The sequence below is a fragment of the Ectothiorhodospira shaposhnikovii genome (genome assembly GCF_016584105.1).
Taxonomy (GTDB): domain Bacteria; phylum Pseudomonadota; class Gammaproteobacteria; order Ectothiorhodospirales; family Ectothiorhodospiraceae; genus Ectothiorhodospira; species Ectothiorhodospira shaposhnikovii.
Window position 1 is genome coordinate 96,728 of the sequence record NZ_NRSM01000001.1, and the last position, 22,821, is coordinate 119,548.

The 22,821-nt window shown below is 63.9% G+C and carries 26 protein-coding genes and 1 pseudogene; 11 read left to right on the top strand and 16 right to left on the bottom strand.

From position 1 onward, the window contains the following. From nfi to greB, 6 genes and pseudogenes are all read right to left on the bottom strand, one after another. Entirely contained in the window at nt 1–693 is a 693-nt protein-coding gene (nfi, locus tag CKO35_RS00415) for a deoxyribonuclease V (protein ID WP_200171444.1), read from the bottom strand. Then, a pseudogene (recG, locus tag CKO35_RS00420) lies at nt 677–2,749 on the bottom strand (ATP-dependent DNA helicase RecG); the annotation flags it as partial. The gene nfi and the pseudogene recG, both read right to left, overlap by 17 nt. Nucleotides 2,750–2,827: 78 nt before the next feature. Further along, nucleotides 2,828–3,211 (bottom strand): RidA family protein, encoded by a 384-nt coding sequence (locus CKO35_RS00425; protein WP_200171448.1) that lies wholly within the window; start codon nt 3,209–3,211, stop codon nt 2,828–2,830. 32 nt (nt 3,212–3,243) lie between these two features. Beyond that, nucleotides 3,244–4,491, bottom strand: a complete 1,248-nt coding sequence (gene lysA / locus CKO35_RS00430) for a diaminopimelate decarboxylase (protein ID WP_200171450.1) — start codon at nt 4,489–4,491, stop codon at nt 3,244–3,246. A 57-nt stretch (nt 4,492–4,548) separates the two neighbouring features. Further along, a complete protein-coding gene (gene lptM, locus CKO35_RS00435) occupies nt 4,549–4,680 on the bottom strand; it encodes an LPS translocon maturation chaperone LptM (RefSeq protein WP_008932911.1) in 132 nt (43 codons plus the stop codon). A 52-nt stretch (nt 4,681–4,732) separates the two neighbouring features. Beyond that, nucleotides 4,733–5,233, bottom strand: coding sequence for a transcription elongation factor GreB (gene greB, locus CKO35_RS00440; protein WP_200171453.1), 501 nt, complete (start codon nt 5,231–5,233; stop codon nt 4,733–4,735). 118 nt (nt 5,234–5,351) lie between these two features. Here greB and CKO35_RS00445 point away from each other — a divergent pair, with 118 nt between their 5' ends. Then, nucleotides 5,352–6,506, top strand: coding sequence for an alkaline phosphatase family protein (locus tag CKO35_RS00445; RefSeq protein WP_200171455.1), 1,155 nt, complete (start codon nt 5,352–5,354; stop codon nt 6,504–6,506). Nucleotides 6,507–6,558: 52 nt separating this feature from the next. After that, nucleotides 6,559–6,858, top strand: a complete 300-nt coding sequence (locus CKO35_RS00450) for a hypothetical protein (RefSeq protein ID WP_200171456.1) — start codon at nt 6,559–6,561, stop codon at nt 6,856–6,858. Nucleotides 6,859–6,897: 39 nt separating this feature from the next. Here CKO35_RS00450 and CKO35_RS00455 read toward each other — a convergent pair whose 3' ends face one another. From CKO35_RS00455 to CKO35_RS00470, 4 genes are all read right to left on the bottom strand, one after another. Further along, entirely contained in the window at nt 6,898–8,181 is a 1,284-nt protein-coding gene (locus CKO35_RS00455) for an ATP-binding protein (RefSeq protein WP_200171458.1), read from the bottom strand. After that, complete coding sequence (locus CKO35_RS00460) at nt 8,178–8,864, bottom strand: response regulator transcription factor (protein WP_200171763.1); 687 nt, start codon at nt 8,862–8,864, stop codon at nt 8,178–8,180. Before CKO35_RS00460 ends, CKO35_RS00455 begins: the two co-directional genes overlap by 4 nt. A gap of 4 nt (nt 8,865–8,868) precedes the next feature. Next, nucleotides 8,869–9,201: a PepSY domain-containing protein gene (locus CKO35_RS17840; RefSeq protein ID WP_242466934.1), complete on the bottom strand. Its 333-nt coding sequence runs from the start codon at nt 9,199–9,201 to the stop codon at nt 8,869–8,871. 89 nt (nt 9,202–9,290) lie between these two features. Beyond that, nucleotides 9,291–9,671, bottom strand: coding sequence for a hypothetical protein (locus CKO35_RS00470; protein ID WP_200171460.1), 381 nt, complete (start codon nt 9,669–9,671; stop codon nt 9,291–9,293). A gap of 156 nt (nt 9,672–9,827) precedes the next feature. Here CKO35_RS00470 and CKO35_RS00475 point away from each other — a divergent pair, with 156 nt between their 5' ends. The 5 genes from CKO35_RS00475 to CKO35_RS00495 all read left to right on the top strand — a co-directional run bounded on the left by CKO35_RS00475 (nt 9,828) and on the right by CKO35_RS00495 (nt 12,545). Next, nucleotides 9,828–10,217, top strand: coding sequence for a thioredoxin family protein (locus CKO35_RS00475; RefSeq protein WP_200171462.1), 390 nt, complete (start codon nt 9,828–9,830; stop codon nt 10,215–10,217). Nucleotides 10,218–10,240: 23 nt separating this feature from the next. Next, nucleotides 10,241–10,543 carry a DUF2288 domain-containing protein gene (locus CKO35_RS00480; protein WP_200171464.1) on the top strand — a complete coding sequence of 101 codons (303 nt, stop codon included), beginning with the start codon at nt 10,241–10,243 and terminating at the stop codon, nt 10,541–10,543. Nucleotides 10,544–10,620: 77 nt separating this feature from the next. Next, a complete protein-coding gene (locus tag CKO35_RS00485) occupies nt 10,621–11,013 on the top strand; it encodes a DUF3775 domain-containing protein (protein WP_200171466.1) in 393 nt (130 codons plus the stop codon). A 12-nt stretch (nt 11,014–11,025) separates the two neighbouring features. After that, complete coding sequence (locus tag CKO35_RS00490; protein ID WP_200171468.1) at nt 11,026–11,532, top strand: DinB family protein; 507 nt, start codon at nt 11,026–11,028, stop codon at nt 11,530–11,532. Between the two features lie 32 nt (nt 11,533–11,564). Further along, nucleotides 11,565–12,545 (top strand): M14 family metallopeptidase, encoded by a 981-nt coding sequence (locus CKO35_RS00495; protein WP_200171470.1) that lies wholly within the window; start codon nt 11,565–11,567, stop codon nt 12,543–12,545. Here CKO35_RS00495 and CKO35_RS00500 read toward each other — a convergent pair. Then, nucleotides 12,542–13,006 carry a F0F1 ATP synthase subunit epsilon gene (locus CKO35_RS00500; RefSeq protein WP_338031731.1) on the bottom strand — a complete coding sequence of 155 codons (465 nt, stop codon included), beginning with the start codon at nt 13,004–13,006 and terminating at the stop codon, nt 12,542–12,544. The genes CKO35_RS00495 and CKO35_RS00500 overlap by 4 nt on opposite strands. Continuing rightward, the gene (locus CKO35_RS00505) at nt 13,003–13,716 is read right to left on the bottom strand and encodes a cytidylate kinase-like family protein (RefSeq protein WP_200171473.1); all 714 of its coding nucleotides are present in this window, start codon (nt 13,714–13,716) and stop codon (nt 13,003–13,005) included. The genes CKO35_RS00500 and CKO35_RS00505 overlap by 4 nt, the downstream gene beginning before the upstream one ends. A gap of 180 nt (nt 13,717–13,896) precedes the next feature. On the opposite strand from CKO35_RS00505, the gene CKO35_RS00510 reads away from it, so the two are divergent. Genes CKO35_RS00510 through CKO35_RS00520 form a run of 3 tightly spaced genes read left to right on the top strand, consistent with a single transcriptional unit; the run spans nt 13,897 to nt 17,118 of the window. Next, a complete protein-coding gene (locus CKO35_RS00510) occupies nt 13,897–15,339 on the top strand; it encodes a DUF294 nucleotidyltransferase-like domain-containing protein (RefSeq protein WP_200171475.1) in 1,443 nt (480 codons plus the stop codon). A 16-nt stretch (nt 15,340–15,355) separates the two neighbouring features. Further along, a complete protein-coding gene (locus tag CKO35_RS00515) occupies nt 15,356–16,300 on the top strand; it encodes a DUF1028 domain-containing protein (RefSeq protein WP_200171477.1) in 945 nt (314 codons plus the stop codon). Between the two features lie 59 nt (nt 16,301–16,359). Further along, complete coding sequence (locus CKO35_RS00520) at nt 16,360–17,118, top strand: sulfite exporter TauE/SafE family protein (protein ID WP_200171479.1); 759 nt, start codon at nt 16,360–16,362, stop codon at nt 17,116–17,118. A gap of 58 nt (nt 17,119–17,176) precedes the next feature. Here CKO35_RS00520 and phaP read toward each other — a convergent pair whose 3' ends face one another. Beyond that, the gene (gene phaP / locus CKO35_RS00525; RefSeq protein WP_200171481.1) at nt 17,177–17,653 is read right to left on the bottom strand and encodes a TIGR01841 family phasin; all 477 of its coding nucleotides are present in this window, start codon (nt 17,651–17,653) and stop codon (nt 17,177–17,179) included. Nucleotides 17,654–18,410: 757 nt separating this feature from the next. Continuing rightward, a complete protein-coding gene (locus tag CKO35_RS00530) occupies nt 18,411–18,905 on the bottom strand; it encodes an acyl-CoA thioesterase (RefSeq protein WP_200171483.1) in 495 nt (164 codons plus the stop codon). A 137-nt stretch (nt 18,906–19,042) separates the two neighbouring features. On the opposite strand from CKO35_RS00530, the gene CKO35_RS00535 reads away from it, so the two are divergent. After that, nucleotides 19,043–19,702: a class I SAM-dependent methyltransferase gene (locus CKO35_RS00535; protein ID WP_200171484.1), complete on the top strand. Its 660-nt coding sequence runs from the start codon at nt 19,043–19,045 to the stop codon at nt 19,700–19,702. A gap of 3 nt (nt 19,703–19,705) precedes the next feature. On the opposite strand, the gene CKO35_RS00540 is transcribed toward CKO35_RS00535, so the two are convergent. Next, on the bottom strand, nt 19,706–20,956 hold the full coding sequence (locus CKO35_RS00540) for a GGDEF domain-containing protein (protein WP_200171486.1): 1,251 nt from the start codon (nt 20,954–20,956) through the stop codon (nt 19,706–19,708). Nucleotides 20,957–21,475: 519 nt separating this feature from the next. Further along, nucleotides 21,476–22,816: a tRNA uridine-5-carboxymethylaminomethyl(34) synthesis GTPase MnmE gene (gene mnmE, locus CKO35_RS00550; protein ID WP_200171490.1), complete on the bottom strand. Its 1,341-nt coding sequence runs from the start codon at nt 22,814–22,816 to the stop codon at nt 21,476–21,478. Nucleotides 22,817–22,821: the final 5 nt, after the last annotated feature.

A 22,821-nucleotide genomic window follows, 5' to 3' on the forward strand; every position in this document is an offset into this window, starting at 1 on the left:
TCACCGATCCCGCCGCGAAGCCAGCCGATCCGCCCGGCGGATCGGCTCCGGCAACCGGTAGCGGGGAGCCGCCTCCAGCACCAGCCGGCAGGCCGTCTCCAGACACACACGATGACCGATGGATACGAATACCGGCTTCACCCCGGTCCGGGTGCGCAGCACCCGGCCGATCACCTCGTCATCCGCCATCAAGGGCGATCCATCACCCCGCTGTTCCCCCGGCATCTCAAACCGTCCCGTCAACCGGGACTTCCCCACCCCCAACGCCGGCAACCCCGTCAGCACACCCAGATGGGCCGCGACGCCCATACGCCGGGGATGGGCAATCCCCTGGCCGTCGCAGAACAGCAGATCCGGCGTCACCGACAATCTCGCCAGGGCCTCCAGCACCGCCGGAATCTCCCGGAAGGACAACAGCCCGGGCACATAGGGAAACACGGTGGGCACCCGTGCCAGCGCATCCTCCAGCGGCACCATGTCCGGCCAGGTCAGCACCGACACCACCGCCCGGGTCAAGCGCCCTTCGTCCTCGAAGCCCACATCCACCCCCGCCACATGACGCAGCGGACCCAGACGGTCTTCCCGAATCACCCGAGGCGCCAGGGAGGCCTGCAGGTCGCGGGCCTGGGCCGGGGTCAGGTCCCAGCGGTGGTGACTGACACCCCCCGCATCCGCCTCAACCCACGCGACCATATTCCTCCGCCCCGCTCAGCCAGCGCCGGATCAGCGGCTCCACATGGTCGGGGTGGTCCCGCATCAGCCGGGTCGCCGCCGCCTTCACCGTGTCCAGCAGGTCCTGATCCCGCACAATCTCGGCAATGCGAAACTGCATCATCCCCGTCTGCCGGGTGCCCAGCACCTCCCCCGGCCCCCGCAACTCCAGGTCGATGCGGGCAATCTCGAACCCGTCGGTGGTGGCCCTCAGAGCCTCCAGGCGGCGCTGGGCAGTGTCGGACAGGGGGGGATGATAGAGCAGCACGCAGGCACTCTCCGCCGTGCCCCGCCCCACCCGGCCCCGTAGCTGATGCAACTGGGCCAGACCCAGGCGCTCCGCGTTCTCGATGATCATGAGGGAGGCATTGGGCACGTCCACTCCCACCTCGATCACCGTGGTGGCCACCAGCAATTGCAACTCGCCGGCCTTGAAGGCGGCCATCACCGCCTGCTTCTCCCGGGGCTTCATGCGCCCGTGCACCAGCCCCACCCGGACACCGGTCAGGGCCTCCCGCAACAGGGCATGGGTATCCTCCGCCGCCTGGGCCTGCAGGGCCTCAGACTCCTCGATCAGGGTGCAGACCCAGTAGGCCTGACGCCCCTGGCCGATGGCATGGTGGATGCGTTCCACCACCTCCACCCGACGGGCATCACTCACCGCCACCGTCTTCACCGGGGTACGCCCCGGCGGCAACTCGTCAATGACCGAATAGTCCAGGTCGGCGTAGGCGGTCATGGCCAGGGTGCGGGGAATGGGGGTGGCGGTCATGATCAGCTGATGGGGCAGACGGCCGTCCCGGGCACCCTTCTCCCGCAGGGCCATGCGCTGATGCACACCGAATCGGTGCTGTTCGTCCACGATCACCAGGGCCAGGTCCTCGAAGCTCACCTCGTCCTGGAACAGGGCGTGAGTGCCCACCGCCACCCGGGCGGTGCCATCGGCCAGCGCCGCCAGGGCCTCCCGGCGGGCGCGCACCCCCTGTCTGCCGGAAAACCAGGCCACCGGAATGTCCAATGGCCCCAGCAGGGCGCGAAAGTTGTGGTGATGCTGTTCCGCCAGGATCTCCGTGGGCGCCATCACCGCGGCCTGATGACCGGCCTCCACCGCGTGCAGGCAGGCGGCCACCGCCACCAGGGTCTTGCCCGAACCCACGTCCCCCTGTACCAGACGCAGCATGGGACTGGGCCGCGCCATGTCCCGTTCCAGTTCCCGGATCACCCGGTCCTGGGCACCGGTCAGGGCAAACGGCAGGGACCGGCGCAGACGACCGAGCAGATTGCCATCCACCCGTATCACCGGGGCGGGCCGGGCGGTGGTGCGGGTGCGCAGGCGGTACAGGCTCAGGTGATGGGCCACCAGTTCCTCGAAGGCCAGACGCCGCTGGGCGGGGTGACGGCCCGCCAGCAGTGCCGCCACGGAAACGTCCGGCGGCGGCCGATGCACGGTGCGCAGGGCCGATTCCAGATCCGGCAGGCCGGCGGCATCCAGTACCCCCGGCGGCAGCCAGTCCGGCAGGTGTTCCAGGCGGGCCAGGGCCTCGTCGGTGAGACGGCGCAGACTGATCTGATGCAGCCCTTCCGTGGTGGGATAGACGGGAGTGAGGCAATCCTCCACCGGAGCCGAGTCATCCTGGATCACCCGGTATTCCGGGTGCACCATCTCCAGCCCCTGTCGACCGCCACGCACTTCGCCAAAGCAGCGCAGCCGCACCCCGCGCACCAGGTTGTGCTGTTGGGCGGCGGAGAAATGGAAAAACCGCAGATTGAGGGCGCCGGTGCCGTCGGCCAGACGCAGGATCAGCATGCGCCGACCGCGGGACTGGACCTCGGCGAGGGCGATCTCCCCTTCCACCACCGCCTCGTCTCCGGGGCGCAGACCGGCGACGGGCAGGACCCGGGTACGGTCCTGGTAACGCAGGGGCAGATGGAACAGCAGGTCGGTCAGGGTATGGATGCCCAGCTTTTCCAGCCGGGCCGCCTGTTTCGGGCCGACGCCCTTGAGAGTGGTGACGGGTTCGGTCATGACGCTATTCGCTTGATTCCTTTCCCGATGATGCCATGTCCCTGGCCATGATGGCCCCTCCCCCCCTGGAGGAAGGGCCGCCGGATTCCGTCAGGACAGATCCATGATCCCGTCCATCTCCACCTGGGCGTCCTTGGGCAGGCTGGCAACGCCGATGGCGGCACGGGCCGGATAGGGCTCGTGGAAGTATTCGGCCATGACCTGGTTCACGGTGGGGAAATGGGTCAGGTCGGTGAGGAAGACATTGAGCTTGACCATATCGTCCAGGGTGCCGCCGGCGGCTTCGGCCACGGCCTGCAGATTGTCGAACACCCGGCGGATCTGGGCCTCGATGGGGCCTTCCACCATATCCATGGTCTCGGGCACCAGGGGGATCTGGCCGGACAGGTAGACGGTGGATCCCACCTTCACGGCCTGGGAATAGGTACCGATGGCCTGCGGGGCCTTGTCGGTGGCGATGATTTCACGGGACATGGGAGATTCCTTCTGGTCGTCGATGTGGAGAATCAGCCGGGCAGCAGCGTTTCCCCGGCCAGGAGTTCGTCCAGGGTCTGGCGGCGATGGATAAGCCAGTCCCGGTCCCCGTCCACCATCACCTCCGCGGGCCGGGGACGGGTGTTGTAGTTGGAACTCATGGTGAAGCCGTAGGCCCCGGCGGATCGCACCGCCAGCAGGTCTCCGGCGGCCAGGTCGAGGGTTCGCTCCTTGCCCAGGAAATCCCCGGTTTCGCAGACCGGACCCACCACGTCGTAGGGGATGCCCTCACCGCCCCGGGGACACACCGGCACGATGTCCATCCACGCGCTGTAGAGGGAGGGCCGGATGAGATCGTTCATGGCCGCGTCCACGATGGCAAAGTGCTTGTGGCGGGTGGGCTTGAGGTATTCCACCCGGGTGAGCAGCACCCCGGCATTGCCGGCGATGGCCCGTCCGGGTTCCACCAGGATCTCGTAATGGGTATCCCGCAGCGCCTCCAGCATGGCCCGGGCATACGCTTCGGGCAGGGGCGGATGCTCGTCCCGGTAACGGATTCCCAGCCCGCCCCCCAGATCCAGATGATGGAGCCGGATGCCCTCGTCCTCCAGGGTCCGGGCCAGGTGCAGGATCCGGTGCAGGGCGTCCACAAAGGGTTCCAGGCGGGTGAGCTGGGAACCGATGTGACAGTCGATGCCGATGATGTTCAGGTGCGGCAGTGCCGCGGCCCGCCGGTAGAGATCCAGGGCGTCGGCCACGTCCACGCCGAACTTGTTTTCCTTCAGCCCGGTGGAGATGTAGGGATGGGTCTGGGCATCCACGTCCGGATTGACCCGCAGGGACACCGGCGCCGTCACCCCCAGGGCACCGGCCTCGGCATTGAGGCGCTCCAGTTCCGCCGCCGATTCCACGTTGAAGCAGCGGATGCCCAGTTCCAGGGCACGGCGCATCTCGTCGGTCCGCTTGCCCACGCCGGAGAAGACCACCTTGCCCGGATCACCGCCGGCCCGCACCACCCGCTCCAGTTCGCCGACGGAGACGATGTCGAACCCGGATCCGAGCCGGGCCAGCAGGTTGAGTACCGCCAGACTGGAATTGGCCTTCACCGCATAGCACACCAGATGGGGATGATCCCCCAGGGCGCGATCAAACGCGTGCCAGTGACGCTCCAGGGTGGCCCGGGAATAGACGTAAAGCGGCGTTCCGTGACGCTGCGCCAGGTCTTCCAGGCTCAGGTCCTCGGCATGCAGGACCCCGTTGTGATAGTTGAAATGATCCATGGAGGTGTATGTCCGTCGCGACGCGACATGGAATGGAACAAGGTCGGAAACGCGGCCTCAGTCCGCCGCGCGACGCTCTTCCTGGGGCAGGTAGAGGTCGCCTTTCTGGCCGCAACTGGCCAGCATGCTGGCGGTGCCCAGTACCACGACCACGCCGATCAGCATCAGGTTGGACCAGCAAAAGCGCATGGGGGGTTCCTCATCTTTTCACAGGCAACCCGCATGATAGCATCGGGCGGGATCACCCGGCTTCATAGCGGATCTTCACGATCTCGTAATACTGCTCCCCCGCCGGGGTTTGCACCTTGACCTCGTCATCCAGGGCCTTGCCGAGCAGGGCACGGGCCACGGGAGAATCCAGACTGATCCAGCGCCGGTCCGGATCAAACTCGTCGGCACCCACGATACGGTATTCCACCTCCCGGTCCGACTCGTCCAGCAACGTCACCCAGGCGCCGAAATAGACCTTGCCCCGGTCGGCCGGCGGCTCGCGCACCACCTTGAGGCCGGGCAGGCGCTTCTGCAGATAACGGATCCGTCGATCAATCTCCCGCAGTTCCTTCTTACGGTAGATATATTCCGCGTTTTCCGAGCGGTCGCCTTCCGCGGCGGCGGCGGCCAGATGGCGGGTGACATCGGTCCGGCGGACCCACAGGCCGGACAGCTCCGTATCCAGGGCGGCATAGCCCTGGGGCGTGATATGGGGCGAGGATCGGGGTGCGGGTGGGCGCCAGCGGCTCATGGGTTCGAAGATCCGTCGTAAACAGCCTTACAGCATACAACGCCTCGACGGGTACGGGGATTTGCGTGGCAGTCCACCCTCTGTCTACCATCAGGCAACACCCACCCGGGACTTCTCCATGCAGACACCCGACTACCAGGGGCATTGCCTGGCCAACCTGATGACCTCCCTGATCGGCGGCCTGGGGGGCACGCCCTCCTGTCACGGCCCCCTGCGGGCCCTGTCCCCCGAGGAAGTGGGCCGCCATCGCCATGTGGTCCTGGTGGTGGTGGATGGACTGGGTGACGGGTTCCTTCGGACCCGCCCCGCCCCGTTCCTCAACGGGCATCGCCGCGCCGGCATCCATGCCGTCTTTCCCACCACCACGGCCACCGGGATCACCACCTTCATCACCGGCGATGCACCGGCCCAGCATGGCCTCACCGGCTGGCATATACACTTTCGCGAACTGGGGACGGTGCTGGCGGTGCTGCCCGGCAAACCCCGCTACGGTGGCACCGGGTATGACCGGGTGGAAGGCCTGGATGTCCTGCAGTGGCTGGGCCATGACGTCACCTTCAACCGCATCCCGGTCTCCAGCACCATGGTGGCCCCCAACAAGATCGCCAACACCCCCTTCAACAAGGCCCACAAGGGCCGGGCCCGGCTGCAGCCCTTCAGCGGTCTGCAGGACATGGTGAACCGGGTGGAACAGGCGGTGAAGGGCCGGCACGGCAACCGGTATGTCTACGCCTACTGGTCGGAACTGGACAGCCTGGGCCATTACCACGGCCCCGACTCCCCCCAGACCCGCAAGCACCTTGAGGAGGTCGACCGGGCCCTGGCAAACCTGGCCGCCCGTCTGGCGGGGACCGACACCCTGCTGATCATCACCGCCGACCACGGCATGACGGCGGTGGAACACCGACTGATACTGGCGGACCATCCCGAGATCGCCGACTGCCTGACCCTGCCCCTGTGCGGTGAGCCACGGGTGGCCTGGGCCTATGTGCGCCATGGCCGGCATGAGCGGTTCGAACGGCTGGTCAGGGAGCAACTGGGCCATGCCTGCACCCTGCGCCCCAGCGCGGAACTGCTGGACGAGGGCTGGTTCGGCCCGGGCGCGCCGCACCCCGAACTGTCCGCCCGAATCGGAGACTATGCCCTGCTGATGCATCCCGGGTGGATCGTCTCGGACCGGTTACTGACGGAAAAACCCTTCGAGTTGAAAGGGGTGCACGGCGGACTGACACCCGAGGAACTGGAAGTTCCGCTGGTGGTAACGGTCTGCTGAGCCGGGTGACCGTGCTATCATTGCCGGTCACCCACTGGAACAGGACACCGCCATGTCAGAAGCCCACACCCTGTTCGACAGCGCCGCCAGCCAGACCGTGGAACTGGCCAACCGTCTGAGCGACGCCGATCCCCAGGCCGACCTGTGGGAGATTGCCGACGGCCTGCTGGCGGGCGCGGTCCATTACTGGCTCTATACCCGCCAGCCCTGCGGCGATCCCCGCTGCGAACAGTGCGCCACCATCAGCACGGCCGAGGAACGCCTCGCGGTCCTGCTCAAGGACCTGGAACAGTACGCCCGGGACAGTGATTACTATCACTCCCCCACGGATGTGAACGTGGGCAGGGCCTGAAGATGCCGCATGCCCCTCTCCCCCGGAGAGGGGCCTTGATCATCCCGGCAGACGGATCTCCACCCGGACACCCCCCAACACCTCCGACGTCCCGATGGTCAGACGCCCCTCGTAGGCACTGACGATCTCATTCACCACCGCCAGACCGATCCCCTGCCCCGGTACCGCCTCGTCCAGCCGGCCGCCCCGGGCCAGGATGACCGGGACCCGATCCGCCGGGATGCCCGGGCCATCATCCTCCACCCGCAGTACCAGCCAGCGCCCTTCCATCGCCGACGCCACCTTGACCCGACCGCGGCCGTATTTCCAGGCGTTATCCATGAGATTGCCCAGCAGTTCCATCAGGTCCCCCTCGTTGCCGCGGAAACGGCTGTCGGCGGACACGTCATCGAACAGGACCATTCCCTTGTCCGGATAGACCTTGTCCAGGGTCCGTCCCAGGCGCTGCACCACCGGCGCCACCGCCATGGGCGCGGCCAGGGCACGGTGACCGGCGGTGGCCGCCCGCTGCAGCTGATAGGCGACGATCCGGTCCATGCGCTCCAGTTGTTCAAGATCCTGCCGACGGTCTTCATCACGGCGGGATTCAAGGCTGCCCCGCAGCACCGCCAGCGGCGTCTTGAGGCTATGGGCCAGATCCGCCAGGCCGTCGCGATACCGGGCCAGCTGGGCACGCTCCTGTCGCAACAGGGCATTGAGGTTATCGGTCAGGGCCTTGAGTTCCACCGGATAGCGGCCGGTCAGGGCGGATTGCTGTCCCTGCTCCATGGCGCGCAGTTCCCGCGCCACCCGCCGCAGCGGGATCAGGCCCAGATACAGGGCCAGGGACTGAGCCGCCAGCAGCAACACCGCCAGCACCGCCAGCCAGCCCCACAGGCTGCGCCGGTAGGTACGCAGCTGGGCCTCCAGACCGGAGCGGTCCTCGCGCAGGGTGAAGGTCAGGGGCACCACCCCACCAGGGGTTTCCCAGTCCACGGTCATGCGGGCCACGAAGGCACGGTCATCCGGTTGCAGACCGTAGGTCCCCAGGGCCGAGGGGGACCGCCACAGGGTATTGCCGGCTTCATCACTGACACGGGCATGGAGCCCGGAGTCCGGCAGCATGAGGCGGGATTCCGGCAGGCGTTCCGGCAGGCTGACCCGACCGGCCGGATCCACTTCAGCCGCGCCCATCAGCAGGAACAGCTGGGCCTGCAGACGTTGTTCCACCGCGTAGACGGCGCTGTCCCGGAACGCACGCTCCAGGGCCAGGGCGGTCATGACGGCAAAGACCGCCACCACCAGCGCGGCGATCAGGCTTACCCGCAGGGTCAGGGAGTTCATGTCTCCTGATCGGAAGGCAGTGCCAGGCGATATCCCCGCCCCCGCAGGGTCTCGATGGGGCCGAGCCGGCCGTCCGGGTCCAGCTTGCGACGCAGGCGGCCGATGAGCACTTCCAGCACGTTGCTGTCCCGGTCCTCGTCATGGGGGTAGAGATAGTCGGTGAGACTCTGCTTGGAGATCACCTGTCCGGGATGACGGGCCAGATGTTCCAGCAGACGGTACTCAAAGGTGGTCAGGCCGACCGGCTGTCCTGCCATGGTCACGGCCTGGGCCTGGGTATCGAGCACCAGCGGCCCGAAGGCAAGCCGGCCATCCGGCCGTCCCGCGGCCCGCCGCGCCAATGCCCGGAGACGGGCGATCAGCTCTTCCATGTGAAAGGGCTTGACCAGATAGTCATCCGCGCCGGCCTCCAGGCCTTCCACCTTTTCCTGCCATTGCCCGCGGGCGGTCAGGATCAGGATGGGCAGGCGACGTCCCTCGGCGCGTACCTGGCGGATCACCTCCAGGCCGGACAGGCCGGGCAGGCCCAGGTCCACCACCGCCACATCGGCCGGATACTCCAGCAACTGATAAAGACCGTCGCGCCCGTCACCGCTGGTATCCACCATCCAGCCTTCCTGCTCCAGCCTTTCCCGGAGCCGGGTCTGCAGTGCGGTTTCATCCTCGATGACCACCACCCGCATGGGCCTACCGCCACTCGCCCGTGACGGCATCCACCAGGATGTTCCGCACCCGCTGATCGTCGGTAAGGATGCGGATACGATGTACCCGGCGACCGTTCTGGGTCTGGGTCTCCGCCGACAGGACCCGCCCTCCGATGCCGGCCTGAACCAGGGCAACGGCTTCATCGAGAGAGAGTTCGCCCGACTGCGCCTGCGCCGGGAGCAGCAAGGCCGGACGGGACGGCTCCACAAGGGTGGCGGCACCCGCCGGGAGTGCCAGCGACAATGCCAGGCACAGCCACCATCCCGAACCTTTGGTCGGGATCAGGGCATGGCGATGGCGGTGGCTGCGCTGCATGGGTCCGAGTGTACCAGTAGCCGTTGACGGGGTCAGGCCCCGGGGATCATGGGGCCCGACCCCGGCCAGGATCATTCCTGGAACGAAGATCAGAAGCGGTATCGATAATTGACGTTCACGTCCACCCGCCCCCCGGCGTCACGATGATGAACGGGGCGTGGCGGAGGCGGTGGGGGATGATGATAATGACCCCGGTAATTGCTCGGTCTCTTCTGCTGGACACGGGCATCCCGGTAGCCCTGGCGATAGCCGTCCTGATAACCGGCGCCGTACCCCTGCCGATAGACATGGGCAGGGGGAGACCAGGGGGGTGGACCACCCCTGGACGCGGGCTGCACATGGGGCGGCGGCACCTGATAACCGGGGTGCCAGGCATGCCCCGACCCCGGTCCTGCCTGCGCGGCCATGGGTGCCAGCAACAGACTGCCGACGGCACCCAGAAACCACACTCTGCGTATGAAGGGTTTCATGATCGTGATCTCCTTTACTGGAGGGTTGCGGACCGATCCCGGCCACGGGAATCGGCCATCGCCGCCATCCGGCGATGGTGCCATTGATACTCCCTCCCCCCTGAATGGCGCCTGAACCCCTCGTCATGAAGGCGTGAATCAGGTATACAAAGGGGCATGGATAGCATCGGCTGGATCATCATCAGTCTCATCACCCTGTTCCTGCTGGGACAGTTCGCTCTCGTCTATCGCACCCGAGGCATGCAGGGGCGACCGGCCCCGGATCTGAGCGATCTGATCAGCGAGGAACAGAAGACCCACGAAACCCTGTTCTTCTACTTCCACAGCCCCCGCTGCGGCATGTGCAGGCAGGTATCGGCCATCCTGGATCCCCTCATGCCAGAACGGACCGACATCATCGGCATCGACGTGAGCCGCCGCCCGGACATGGCCCGGCGTTTCAAGGTCATGGGCACCCCTACCCTCATGCGGGTGCGGGACGGCCGGATCGAGAAGGTGCTCATGGGCACCCGCAACGAAGACGTGGTGCGCGCCTTCATCAGTTGAGCGCCACGACAGGTATCATCCTCATGCAACAAGATCCCGCGGCCCTGCGCACCCATCTGCAGAGCGAGATGGGCATCATCACCTGGCCCGAACTGCAGACCCACTTCGCCCGCGGCGTCCTGCTGGCGGTTACCGATCCCCTGGATCTGCTGGAGGCTGCCATGGCGCTGGTCAAGGATGACCGGGATACCGTCGAGGAATGGCTCAGATCCGGCACCCTTCAGCGCCCGGACACCGACCATGCCCGCGACTGGGAAATCCGCCGCCCCCGATTCCAGGCCGTGGTGGTCGCACCCTGGGTGCTGGTCAAGGAATCCGCCCACTGACGGCTCGGCCACCCTGCGGTCCCTCCCGTGATCCGTTATCATCAGGATTTGTAACCTCTTTGAAGGAGGAGGCAGCCATGATGCAGCTCAGCCCCCGTTTCGTCTGCGGGATCATCAGCCATGCCCGGGAATTCCATGCCCAGGAAGATGTGATGCTTCCGGAGGAGCCGGACAACCAGAACGACGGCTGGATCGACGAGGCCCTGGCGGAACATGCGGACAATCCGGTGTACCTGGAGATCAAGAACACCATCGAAGAACTGGAACCGGAGCTGCAGGCGAACCTGGTGGCCCTCATGTGGCTGGGACGTGGCGACTATACCGAGGACGAATGGGACGCCGCCCTGGAAGAGGCCAAGGACAACTGGACACCCCGTACCGCCGACTATCTGCTGGCCACCCCCATGGGGGCCGACTATCTGGCCGAAGGGCTGGCCATGATGGGTCATTCCTGCGAGGACGACGAATAAAACCCCGCCAATATGGACATCCTCTACAGCATGCGCCTGCAGGCACGCTTCAACCGCTGGTCCAATACGCGGATCCTGGACTACTGCGACGAGCTGCGCGACGAAGAGCGCAAGCAGGAGATCCCGGGACCTCAGGCCTGGTCGATCCATGGCCTCCTCAACCAGATGCTGCTACGGGACCGGATCTGGCTGGGGCGCATGCTGAACAAGCCCTATGTGTACCGCTCCCTGGACCAGGTGCTCTACACTGAATACCCCCTGCTGCGCACCGAGCGTCTGCGCACCGACAGCGAGATCATGAATTTCGTGCAGAATCTGGCCTATCCCAACCTGGATCGGCAGATCAGTTTCCGCCACGAACGCAGCCAGCGGGACTGCACCCTGCTGCTGGGAGACTGTCTGCTCGGCATGCTCCACCACCAGTCCCTGCAGCGGGGAAGAATGACCGTCTTGCTGTCCCAGTTCGGCGTGTCCATGGGTCCCCTGGACATCAGTGCCATGCCCGGCATCGTCGAGTAACCCCTGTTACATCATCCTTCCAGGTACGTTCCATGACCGACCACCCGACCCTGATCCGCTCCATCACCTACCATGGCCTGGAGTCAGGCGCACGTCTGATCGTGCTGGGTGCGGTACATGGCAACGAAACCTGCGGCACCCGGGGCATTGAGCGGATCATGGGGGAACTGGACAGCGGAGAGCGGGTACTGAACCGCGGCCAGTTGACCTTCGTGCCCGTCACCAATCCCCTGGCCTTCAGGCTGGGACAGCGGATGGGGGAGCGCAATCTCAATCGCAACTTCCGCATCAGCGAGACACCGCAGGATTTCGAGGATCGCATCGCCAACCGCCTGGGGCCACTGCTGGCCCAGCATGACGTGCTGCTGGATCTGCATTCATTCCATACCCCGGGAGAACCCTTCGTCATGCTCGGCCCCCGGGACAACGACGGCGAGCTGGAGCCCTTCACCCACGCCACCGAAGAAGAGGCCCTGGCCCGACGCCTGGGAGCACGGCGCATCGTCGAGGGCTGGCTGGATACCTATGCCCGTGGCGTGGCCCGGCGCCTGCGTAATCCCAATGCGGACCTGCGGGCACAAATGCTCAGCACCGACCCCAGCTACGGCATCGGCACCACGGAATTCATGCGCGCCCGGGGCGGCTATGCCCTGACCCTGGAATGCGGCCAGCACGAGGCCCCGGAGGCACCCGCGGTAGCCTATCAGGCGATCCTCAATACCCTGGCCCACCTGCAGCTGGTGGACGATCTGCCGGCACCCGCGCCCAGGCAGGATCTGGAGGTACTGAAGCTGGTGGAAGTGGTCGACCGGGACCATCCCGAGGACCGGTTCAGTCGCGACTGGACCAGCTTCGACCCCATCCGCAAGGGGGACGAGATCGGTCGGCGCCATGACGGTACCCCGGTGTCGGCACCGGCGGACGGCTTCATCGTCTTCCCCAATCCCAATGCCCTGCCGGGCAACGAGTGGTTCTATCTGGCCGAAGCCAGCAATCGCATGAAAACGGCCTAACCGCCGTTGCGCTTGCCGCGCTTCTTGCGCGCCTTCTCCACCACCGCCAGCTGGGCCATGGCCTGCAACAGGACCGCGTGGGCCTCGTCCCGGTCGGTGTAGAGCACACTGTTACGCATCACATCCTCCGCCCGGCGCTTGGCCTCGCGGGCGGCCTCCTCATCGATGTCCTCGCAACGCATGGCGGTGTCCGCCAGCACAATCACCCCACCGGGCTGGACTTCCAGCATGCCCCCGGAAACATACAGATAGTCTTCCTCATTGGAATCCACTGGGATGAAACGCACGATGCCGGGGCGAATGGAGGTCAACAAGGCGGAGTGGCGGGGAAAGATACCCAGTTCACCGTTGGCGCCCGTGATACAGACCCGGCGGACCTTTCCGGAATAGAGCCGCTCCTCGGCACTGACGATATCCAGAACCATGGTAGTGGCGGTGGGAAGCTCTCTCGACGCGGTCACGGTCTGCTGCTTCCTCTGGACAGATATTCGGATCGAGCCAGGACGGCTTCCTTCATCGCCGACAGGATCATGGCAGCCACCTTCTCCCAGTCATGAAGCTTGTCGGTATTGATGGTCAGGTCGAACTGGGTAGGGTCATTGGTGCGTCGCTGGATCAGGTTCCAGAGAAACTGCTGACGCTGCTGGTTGATGGCCTCCACCTTATCCCTTGCATCATCCTCGGACAGGCCTTCCTTGTCGGCCACGCGCCGGGCGCAATGCGACGGGGAACCACAGATCCGCACCCGGAAAGCTCCCCGATCCCGTAGAAACACATGCCCACCCCGCCCCATGATCACCCCGCCCTCCACACTAATGGCCAGCAAGACGTTCACCAGAGCCTTGCGGTAGGTACTCATGAAATAGGCATCCCCGGACAGTACGGAGTAGACCCATGTGCTCTTCCAGGATGAAACCTTTTCATCCAGTTCCCATAGCAGTTCACGGTCCTGCTCGGTATGCTTGGCCAGCCGCTCCAGCAGCACCTCGTCGAAATAGGATACCTTGAGCTCACGGGCCAGGATCATGGCGATTTCCTCCCCCCCCGCCCCGTAATCCCGGGCCATGGTCACCAGCGGCATGGCACCGGAACCTTCACGACCTGGAGTATCCTTGTCATAGGTCTGTGACCGGATGTAACGCTGGATGAGATCATTCACATCGCGATGCATATGGGGCACCTTCGGTCGTCTTCCTGATGTACCCCCATCTTACTCAGCCTGGCACGATCAAAGCCATCCTCCGGACCATGAGCCGGGTCAGGCATCACCTCGAATGCCCATGGGCAAGCGCTCCAACGGCATTTATCTACCCAGAACGCCGGCCAGCATTCCGGCCAAGGACAGTCAAGCATGAACGACGAGAACCAGTTCTTTCGTCCCGTGGGCGAGATCTGCCAGCGCCAGGTCGTAACCTGCCGCCCAGGCGAAGGGCTCGTTGATGTGGTAAAAGTAATGAAGGAGAAGAACATCTCCAGCGTGGTGGTCTGCGATGACGCCGGTGCCCCCATCGGCATCATCACCGACCGGGACCTGAGGAACAAGGTGGTGCCGTCGGGACGCGACCCGGGTTCCTTCAAGGTCGCGGACGTGATGAACAGTCCCCTGACCACCATCCGTGAAGAAGACGTACTCTACGAGGCGCTGTACCGGATGTCCCGGCAGCATATCCACCGTCTGGTGGTGGTGGATGATGACGGCGCCCTCAATGGGATCATCACCGACACGGACATCCTGCGCATGCAGAATCATTCGCCCCATCAACTGGTGCGGGACATCGAAAAGGCCGGGACACCCGCAGACCTCAAGGTCCTGCATGCCCGCATCCAGGACCTGGTGGTGCGACTGAGCGGCACCACCACCCGCATCCAGGATCTGGTGCAGCTCATCGCCCATCTCAATGACCAGATCCTGCTGCGTCTGATCCATCTGGTCCGGGAGACCCGCTTCCCCGATCTGCCCAAGGGCTTCGCCTTTATGGTGATGGGCAGCGAGGGACGCAGTGAACAGACCCTCTCCACCGACCAGGACAACGCCATCGTCTACGCCGATGATCTGTCCGAGGATGACATCAGGAAGATCGAGGACTTTTCCAGGGAACTCATCGAGCACCTCATCGAGATCGGCGTGCCTCCCTGCCCCGGCGGCATCATGGCCAGCAACCCCGCCTGGCGACGCAGCCTGTCCGGCTGGTACAAGGAACTGGATCAGTGGCTCACCACGCCCAGTCCGAAAAACATCCCCAATGTGAGCATGTTCGCCGACATCCGCACCCTTTACGGCGATGCCTCCCTGGAGCGCAAGCTCAAGGCCCATATTTACCACCGTCTGGCGGAAAACCGGCTGTTCATCATGCGCATGGCGGAAAACATGCTGCGCTTCACCCCGCCCCTGGGCTGGCTGGGCAAGATCAAGACCGGCACCCAGGGCGCGCCCCGGGGAGAAGTGGACCTGAAGAAAGGCGGCATCTTCGCCCTGACCGACGGCATCAAGGCCCTGGCGCTGGAACTGAATGCCCTCGACGGGGGCACCCACCAGCGTCTTCAGGCCCTGGTGAAACAGGGGGTACTGAAGCAGGATCAGGCCGGTGATCTGCAGGAAAGCTTTGATTTTCTGGTGCTGATGCGACTGCGCGCCCAGGTCCGCTCCGTGGAGCAGGGAAAAAAGTCGGACAACTGCGCAGCCCTGGAACAACTGAGCCAGATGGAACAGGTGAAACTCAAGATTGCCTTCGAGGATGTGGGAAAGTTCCAGAACTTCATCAGCGGCCACTTCAACCTCAGCCTGCTACGCTGATTGCAAGGCAGACCGGATGCCATCCCCGCCACCCGCCCAGCTCCCCGTCGCCACCTATTCCATCGTGGCCCGGGACCCTGACAGCGGTCACCTGGGTGTGGCAGTCCAGTCCCATCACTTTGCCGTGGGCAGCGTCGCCCCCTTTGCCCGGGCGGGCGTGGGGGCCGGCACCATCCAGTCCTTTGCCAGACTTATCTATGCCGCCGAAGGCCTGCGCCTGATGCGGGATGGTGCCAGTGCCGGCGAGGCGCTACGCCGCCTGCTGGCACGGGATCACCACATGGATTACCGCCAGGCCGCCATGATCGACACCCAGGGAGACGTGGTGGCCCATACCGGCCGCCTGTGCATCGACGCGGCCGGTCACTGCCTGGGAGACGAGTACGCATGCCTTGGCAACATGCTGCTCAATGACGGCACCTGGGAGGCCATGGGACGGGCCTACGAGGCCGCCGAAGGTGATTTCCCCCATCGCCTGATCAGTGCCCTGGAGGCCGCTCAGGCCCAGGGGGGCGACCTGCGGGGGCGGCGTTCCGCCGCCATGATGGTGGTCAGCGGCAAGGCCACCGGCGACCCGGCCCGGGACACCCTCCTGGATCTGCGGGTGGAAGACCACCCCACCCCGGTCAGGGAACTGAAGCGTCTTGTCATCCTCAAGGAAGCCTACGAACTCAATACCCTGGGCGGACATCATCTGCGGCATGGTGAATACGACAAGGCCATCCAGGCCTTCACCCGCGCCGAGACACTGGCCCCGGAAGAGGACGAACTCATCTTCTGGCGATCCGTGGCCCTGATCAACGCCGGCCATGAATCCGAGGCTCAGGCCCTGCTCAGGGCACTGTTCCAGCGCGCTCCCCACTGGTCACTGCTCCTGGAGAGGGTGGCCAAAAGCCGGTTTTTGCCTGATGATCCGGCGTTGATCCAGCGGTTGCTCCCGCCACAAGACGGCACATCCTGAATACTCCCCTGACTTTCCTTTTCCCCGCCCCTCCCACCCTATTCTGAGCAATACAAGGCATGACGTTCGGTACTGAAGAAATACTCATCGGCCTGCTGGTCACCCTGATCGCCGGCCTGGTCCACGGCGCCTTCGGACTGGGTTTCCCGATGATCGCCACCCCCATCCTGGCGCTGATCACTGACGTCAAGACGGCCATCCTGCTCACCTTGGCCCCCAATATCGCGGTCAATATCTGGAGCCTGATCCGGGGCGGCGACTGGTTCAGCAGCGTCGCCCGATTCTGGCCGGTGGCCATGTGGATGCTGGTGGGATCGGCCCTGGGCACCCTGGTGCTGGTCGCCATGGACCCCAATCCCTTCCGTCTACTGCTGGCCGCCACGGTGCTGCTCTACCTGATGTCCGACCGTATCAAGCGCATCGACTGGAGCTGGATCGGACGCCACCCCCGTCCCAGCGGGGCCGGGGCCGGTTTGCTGGGAGGTCTGCTGGGTGGGACCGTAAACGTGGGTGGTCCGGTGATGATGATCTATTTCCTGGAACTGCGACTGGCACCGGTGGTGCTGGTCCAGGCCATCAACCTGTGCTTCCTGCTGGGCAAGGGGACTCAGGCGATCACCTTTGCCTTCCTCGGCATGCTGGGAGTGGACCTGTTACTGATCTCCCTGCCCCTGGGCATTGCCGCCCTGATCGGACTGCGCGGAGGCATGTGGATACGGGAGCGGGTGGCTGCGGACACCTATCGGGGCTGGCTCAAGGGCCTGCTGTGGGTCCTGTGCGTCCTGCTGGTGGTGCAGTTCTTCCGTGAACTGGGATGACGCCGGGACAGCCCCGGAAAACGACATGTCAGCCGCTCCGGGACCATCCTGACGGGAATCAGGCCTTTTCCTGATCCTTTTTGACGGACATGTCCTTGAGTTCCTGCAGCAATTCCCGGAAACGCTGATCCAGTCGCTGCATGGCCGCCTCCTGGGCCAGTCGCATGGATTCAAAGGTCTCCCGGGTATGGCTGCTCATGCGATCGTAGACCTTACCCACCATTTCCACCTGTCTGGCCGGCAGGTCGTCCTGCTTTGCCTCTCCCATGGCACGGGTCATCTCCGTGGCCTCGTTCATGGCCTGGCTCAGCATCTCCGTCTGACGCTTCATCAGCGCCTCGCTGCTTTCCATCATCGCCCGGTTGGCGGCCATCATGGCCTCCACGTTCTTTTTCTGCACTTCCATCAACGCGGACATGTCCATGTGCGGGACCTTGAACTGCTTCATGAACTCGTTCATTTGATCCATGTAGCGCTGAGGATCCATCAGTTTCATCAGTTCGGACATGTCGAACGGATTCTTCTCTTGCGGCATGGCTGCGATCTCCTTCTGGCTGGATGTTCTGAATCAGTCATTCCCGCCCATGCGGGAGTCCATTCAAAAACAGGTCATTCCGGTCTCCCGCCCACGCGGGAGTGACGACAGCGGACTTTCAGTGTTTCCTTCTCTGGTTGCCGATGGATGCAAGGTTGCACCTCCGTGTAGAGCTTAGCCCAATCGACGGGACGCGCCTGCGCGCCACTTCCCGTTTGCATGATGAGCAGGCTCCATGGCTTGTGGCAACCTTGTGGATAATTTGTTCCCAAACCGTGGGTAAATTTCACCCACAACTTTATCCACAATCCACGCACATTTCGCGCGCCGTTTTCCCCATTTGTTCTTCACAGGCTTTTTCGTGCATAAGCTGTTGAAAACTTGAACCTTTAAAAACCTTTTCCCCAGCCACCCCCGCCCCTTATTACTATCATTAAAAAGATCTTTTAAAAGAACAGTAATAAGACAGGCCCCCGTCATCCACAAGCCGGGGATCATCCAGGGGCATGCAGTCAGCAGAAATCCTGACGCACCGCAGAATTCTTTGGCGTTTTGAGATCAAAAGGAACGGCAGGCAGGGCGCTTCAGACAGGTGTCTGTGAAGCGCCTGCCCAATCACGGGAGAACTAAAAAACGAGGATACCCCTGGGGGCGATACGTTATGGCAGGAGAGACGGTACACGCTTCATCGTGAGGAACGGCCGTCGATGGACGGCCTGAACCTTCAGCCTGCCTTCGAAGCAGGCCGGGGAAAAGATCACTTACAGTGAATATCCAGTGCCTGACGCTCGTCATCAATCACGATGAATGCATCACGGAAGGCTTCCGGCACCGGCCTGGGTCGCCCTGTACCGGCATCCACATAGACCCATTCGGTTTTTGCCCGTGCCAGGGGGCGGTGATCATCGGCGCGCAGCAAAAGATAATGGCGCGGCGAACTGCGGTGGGAAAATCCCCCGATCCAGGTCAGCAGGAGCAGATCATCTCCCGCATGGCTGGGACGCAGATATTCGATACTGTGGGATCGCACCACCCAGCTGCTTCCCTCCTGCCGGTAGCGATCCCAGTTCCAGCCACGGGCAGCGGAGTGAGCCATGGCGATTTCCTGCATCCATTTGAGATATTCCAGGTTATTCACATGCCCATTGAGATCAATGGCGGATTCGGGCACCGTGAACCGGCGGGAATACACCCCGCGATGATCCGGATCCAAAGAGCGGGCCATACTGGAATTGAGCTGCGTGTCAGACATGCTGAAACCCCGAAAGCAGATAGTGAATTCAGGCCCTGGTGGCGGATTGAACCTGTCACCATGAACACCGGCATTCTACTGTCCCCGGCAAGGGCATGCGAACATCCCCTTTTCAACCTCGCCTGCATCCACCTGCCATGCCCCTGAACCGCTGCCCGTTGTGCCGTGGCCTTGAGACACCACTGTTTCATCGGGAAGATCGCCCCCGGGTTCTCTACCGGGAATATCATCGCTGCCTGCGATGCGGTCTGACCTTCGTACCTTCCCGCTATCATCTGTCCGCCAAGGAAGAAAAGGCCTATTACGATCTGCATGAAAACCAGGATGGCGATGGGGGGTACGAGCGGTTTCTGGGTCGCATGCTCACGCCATTGCTGGAGCGGGTGGGCCCCGGAGCGGCAGGACTGGATTTCGGTTGCGGTGCCGGCCAGGTCCTGGTGAACATGTGTCGCCGTGCCGGCCTGTCCTGCGTGGGCTATGACCTCTACTACCACCCGGATCCCGCACCGCTTGAGATCCGGCATGACTTCATCATCAGTACGGAAGTCTTCGAGCATCTGACCGACCCCGGCGGGGTGCTGGAACAGTTGCAGGCCCTGCTCAGACCCGGTGGCTGGCTGGGGATAATGACCAAGCGTGCCCTTGACCGGCAACGCTTTGTCCGCTGGCACTACACCCTGGATCCCACCCATGTCTGCTTTTTCAGCGAGCAGACCTTTCGCTGGATTGCGGCGCAGACCGGCATGGCCCTGGAGGTGGTGGGCAATGATGTGGTGATGATCAGAAAACCGGGCTGAATTTTACTCTGCTACGCGGACCTGATTACGTCCGGCCTCCTTTGCGGCATAGAGGGCCTGATCCGCCGCCTTGATGACGCTTTCAGGATCCGGACGCTCCAGACTGCGTTCGGCCACCCCCATACTGATGGTCACGGAGACGGTCTTATCCCTGCCCTGCCCCCGGCGCGCCCTGCCTTCCCGCTTGTTGTCCGGTCGGGTGTTCCCGTCGCGAATGGCGATCTCATAGGACTCGATGGCTTCCCTGACGGCCTCCAGGTGGATCACGCACTCTTCCGCCGTCTTGCCGGGAAAGACTATGGTGAATTCCTCTCCCCCATAACGATAGGCCTTGCCGCCACCGCTGACCTTGCGCAGCTGGGCCGCCACCACCCGCAGCACCTGATCTCCCAGGTCATGCCCATGGGTATCATTGAATTTCTTGAAGTGGTCCACATCGGTCATGGCAATGGCATAGTGGCGCCCCAGGCGCTGCAGGCGTTCATTGAGGGCGCGGCGGCCAGGCAGTCCGGTGAGATCATCACGAAAGGCCATCTGGAACGACTCATGCACCACGGCGATGGCCAGAATCAGCAGCAAGGTGGCGGTGTACAGGGGCATGGCATAGGCGTGGAAGAGTTGCGGCAGTATCCATCCGATGCCGGCCAGGGTGATCCATTGTCCGGCCCACTGGGGGCTCGGGTGCTTGACCAGAAAGAATCCCATACCGGCAAGGCACAGGATCAGGCTCCAGAATGAAAGCTGGGGCATGCCGTAGCCATCCCAGTGCAGGGCGGGCAAATGGGTGGTCAGCAACAGATCGGCCATGCCTTCCGGGAACTGCGTGGCGAAGAGGACGGCCATGCCCGGCAGGGTTCCAAACACCGCCAGCCGGATCAGCAGATCCATCATCAGGTGATAGCGCTCGGACCAGATGGCGTTGATCATGAACACCAGGGGGACCAGCAGGGTCATGAGGGCATAGCCCAAAGCGGGCAGCAGGTCCGTGCCCGGTGCCATCGCCATGGGCCGGATCTGGAACATGCTGCTCAGATAGACCACCAGCACCAGGATCACGCAAATGAGCGTCCGGGTCCGGCCATAGACAAAGGCCAGCACCCCTGCCAGCATTCCCATCAACCAGGGCAGAATCTCCACCAGACCCTGGGGCAGTTCCGGTAGCCAGGCCCCTTGAATGGCGGCGCCCATCCCCACGGCCAGCATCACGGGTGGGAGCAGGATGAAGATCAGAGTTTTTAGATGTTCCTGGGGCATGGTCGGTTCAGGCGGGATAAACGTGATCCATCATGTTATGCCGAAATGCCAGGCTTGGGGGAATGCAGTGCCGCGAGGTGGCCCGTGGGACATGTTCTGGCTGCTTCAGCTTGACCAGCAATACCAGGTTGTGGCCCCGGGGCAATTGTCCAGCAGCCTGCTGGACAATTGCCGCATCCGGACAGGCGTCGGCGAAGGAGCGCATGTACATCAGGTTGGCTTTCGATCATTCCCTCCTCCAGCAAGGCTCGGACCCGCGCATTCAGCTTGCCTGAAATACTCTTCTGGCCAATGGCTTTGGCCAACTCGGACTTCGATAATGGCTGACCTGGTAGCGCTTGTAGCACACGACCCTGAATTGACTCTGGCCTAAGTTGAGTGGAAACCGACTCGGTGTGCGGCATGCTGAGCCGAATGAACTGGGAAGAGAAGGTAAAGTTTTCGCGTGGGTAGGCTGCCGGAGCCGAGGTATTCGCCCATGCCCAGTAAAGTTTTTCATGAAACCCGGCAAAACCCACATCACTTCCCGATACAAAAGGAAGAAAAAATCTCCCCCAGCAGATCATCCGCGCTCACCCGTCCGGTGATCTCTCCCAGTGCCTCCTGGGCTAGGCGCAGTTCCTCGGCCACCAGTTCCGTGGCGCGGGTGACGATGAGCTGGTCATTGGCGGCCTGAACATGGTCGCGGGTGCGGGCCAGGGCGTCCAGGTGGCGGCGACGGGCGGTGAACAGGCCTTCCGGGTGGCCGCTGTAGTGGAGCTGGGATTTGAGGGCCTCTCGCAGGGTGCTGATGCCTTCGCCAGTGTGGGCCGAAATGAAAAGCACGTCACTGGCATCCGCCGGCAGTTCGGTGAGCCGGTCCAGTTTGTTATAAACGGTGATGACCGGTAGCAGCGGCGGCAGGCGGCGGCGGATCTCCCCTTCTTCTTCGCCCTCCCCCTGGGTGGCGTCCACCACCAGAAGCACCAGGTCGGCCCGCTCGATCTCGGCCCAGGCCCGGCGGATGCCTTCCTGCTCCACCGGGTCATCGGATTCCCGTAAGCCGGCAGTATCCACCAGGTGCAGGGGCAGACCGTCCAGGCTCAGGTGTTCACGCAGTACGTCCCGGGTGGTGCCGGGAATGGCGGTGACGATGGCGGCTTCCCGGTCCACCAGACGGTTGAGCAGGCTGGACTTGCCCGCATTGGGGCGCCCGGCGATCACCAGGTGGGCGCCTTCCCGCAGCAGATTGCCTTGCCGGGCCTGCTCGGTCAGGGTGGCCAGTTGATCCAGCAGGGACTCGATCCGGTACTGGATATCCCCTTCCGCCAGCAGATCCAGTTCCTCTTCGGAGAAGTCCAGGTCCGCTTCCACGAACACTCTCAGTTCGGTCAGGGCCGACAGGATCAGGTCCACCTGCCGGGAAAATCCACCTTCCAGCGATCGGCGGGCACTGCGCACGGCAGCGGCGGAACCGGCGTCGATCAGGTCGGCCACGGCCTCGGCCTGGGCCAGATCCATGCGGTCGTTGAGGAAGGCGCGCTCGGTGAATTCCCCGGCCCGTGCCATGCGGCAGCCCATCTCCAGACAGGCTCCCAGCAACAGGTCCATGACCACCGGGCCGCCATGGCCCTGCAGTTCCAGGACATCCTCGCCGGTATAGGAATAGGGGCCGGGAAAATAGAGGGCAATGCCATCGTCGATGACCTCTCCCCGTGCATCCAGGAAGGGACCGTAGAATGCCTGTCTGGGGGCGGGCAGTCTGCCCAGGCTGCGCCGTGCCACGGCGGCGGCATCGGGGCCTGAGACACGCACGATGCCCACGCCTCCCCGTCCGGGCGCGGTGGCAATGGCGGCGATGGTATCGAGGCTGCGGTGCATGGCGG

What these genes read in the sequence shown, in the direction of transcription:
- CKO35_RS00480 (WP_200171464.1), top strand. Translation starts at nt 10,241, where the DNA reads ATGCAACAAGATCCCGCGGCCCTGCGCACCCATCTGCAGAGCGAGATG.
- phaP (WP_200171481.1), bottom strand. Translation starts at nt 17,653, where the DNA reads ATGCCGCAAGAGAAGAATCCGTTCGACATGTCCGAACTGATGAAACTG.
- lysA (WP_200171450.1), bottom strand. Translation starts at nt 4,491, where the DNA reads ATGGATCATTTCAACTATCACAACGGGGTCCTGCATGCCGAGGACCTG.
- CKO35_RS00475 (WP_200171462.1), top strand. Translation starts at nt 9,828, where the DNA reads ATGGATAGCATCGGCTGGATCATCATCAGTCTCATCACCCTGTTCCTG.
- CKO35_RS00495 (WP_200171470.1), top strand. Translation starts at nt 11,565, where the DNA reads ATGACCGACCACCCGACCCTGATCCGCTCCATCACCTACCATGGCCTG.
- CKO35_RS00535 (WP_200171484.1), top strand. Translation starts at nt 19,043, where the DNA reads ATGCCCCTGAACCGCTGCCCGTTGTGCCGTGGCCTTGAGACACCACTG.
- CKO35_RS00530 (WP_200171483.1), bottom strand. Translation starts at nt 18,905, where the DNA reads ATGTCTGACACGCAGCTCAATTCCAGTATGGCCCGCTCTTTGGATCCG.
- CKO35_RS00470 (WP_200171460.1), bottom strand. Translation starts at nt 9,671, where the DNA reads ATGAAACCCTTCATACGCAGAGTGTGGTTTCTGGGTGCCGTCGGCAGT.
- CKO35_RS00485 (WP_200171466.1), top strand. Translation starts at nt 10,621, where the DNA reads ATGATGCAGCTCAGCCCCCGTTTCGTCTGCGGGATCATCAGCCATGCC.
- CKO35_RS00510 (WP_200171475.1), top strand. Translation starts at nt 13,897, where the DNA reads ATGAACGACGAGAACCAGTTCTTTCGTCCCGTGGGCGAGATCTGCCAG.
- CKO35_RS00490 (WP_200171468.1), top strand. Translation starts at nt 11,026, where the DNA reads ATGGACATCCTCTACAGCATGCGCCTGCAGGCACGCTTCAACCGCTGG.
- CKO35_RS00445 (WP_200171455.1), top strand. Translation starts at nt 5,352, where the DNA reads ATGCAGACACCCGACTACCAGGGGCATTGCCTGGCCAACCTGATGACC.
- CKO35_RS00460 (WP_200171763.1), bottom strand. Translation starts at nt 8,864, where the DNA reads ATGCGGGTGGTGGTCATCGAGGATGAAACCGCACTGCAGACCCGGCTC.
- CKO35_RS00455 (WP_200171458.1), bottom strand. Translation starts at nt 8,181, where the DNA reads ATGAACTCCCTGACCCTGCGGGTAAGCCTGATCGCCGCGCTGGTGGTG.
- CKO35_RS00540 (WP_200171486.1), bottom strand. Translation starts at nt 20,956, where the DNA reads ATGCCCCAGGAACATCTAAAAACTCTGATCTTCATCCTGCTCCCACCC.
- lptM (WP_008932911.1), bottom strand. Translation starts at nt 4,680, where the DNA reads ATGCGCTTTTGCTGGTCCAACCTGATGCTGATCGGCGTGGTCGTGGTA.
- nfi (WP_200171444.1), bottom strand. Translation starts at nt 693, where the DNA reads ATGGTCGCGTGGGTTGAGGCGGATGCGGGGGGTGTCAGTCACCACCGC.
- CKO35_RS17840 (WP_242466934.1), bottom strand. Translation starts at nt 9,201, where the DNA reads ATGCAGCGCAGCCACCGCCATCGCCATGCCCTGATCCCGACCAAAGGT.
- CKO35_RS00505 (WP_200171473.1), bottom strand. Translation starts at nt 13,716, where the DNA reads ATGCATCGCGATGTGAATGATCTCATCCAGCGTTACATCCGGTCACAG.
- CKO35_RS00425 (WP_200171448.1), bottom strand. Translation starts at nt 3,211, where the DNA reads ATGTCCCGTGAAATCATCGCCACCGACAAGGCCCCGCAGGCCATCGGT.
- greB (WP_200171453.1), bottom strand. Translation starts at nt 5,233, where the DNA reads ATGAGCCGCTGGCGCCCACCCGCACCCCGATCCTCGCCCCATATCACG.
- mnmE (WP_200171490.1), bottom strand. Translation starts at nt 22,816, where the DNA reads ATGCACCGCAGCCTCGATACCATCGCCGCCATTGCCACCGCGCCCGGA.
- CKO35_RS00515 (WP_200171477.1), top strand. Translation starts at nt 15,356, where the DNA reads ATGCCATCCCCGCCACCCGCCCAGCTCCCCGTCGCCACCTATTCCATC.
- CKO35_RS00520 (WP_200171479.1), top strand. Translation starts at nt 16,360, where the DNA reads ATGACGTTCGGTACTGAAGAAATACTCATCGGCCTGCTGGTCACCCTG.
- CKO35_RS00450 (WP_200171456.1), top strand. Translation starts at nt 6,559, where the DNA reads ATGTCAGAAGCCCACACCCTGTTCGACAGCGCCGCCAGCCAGACCGTG.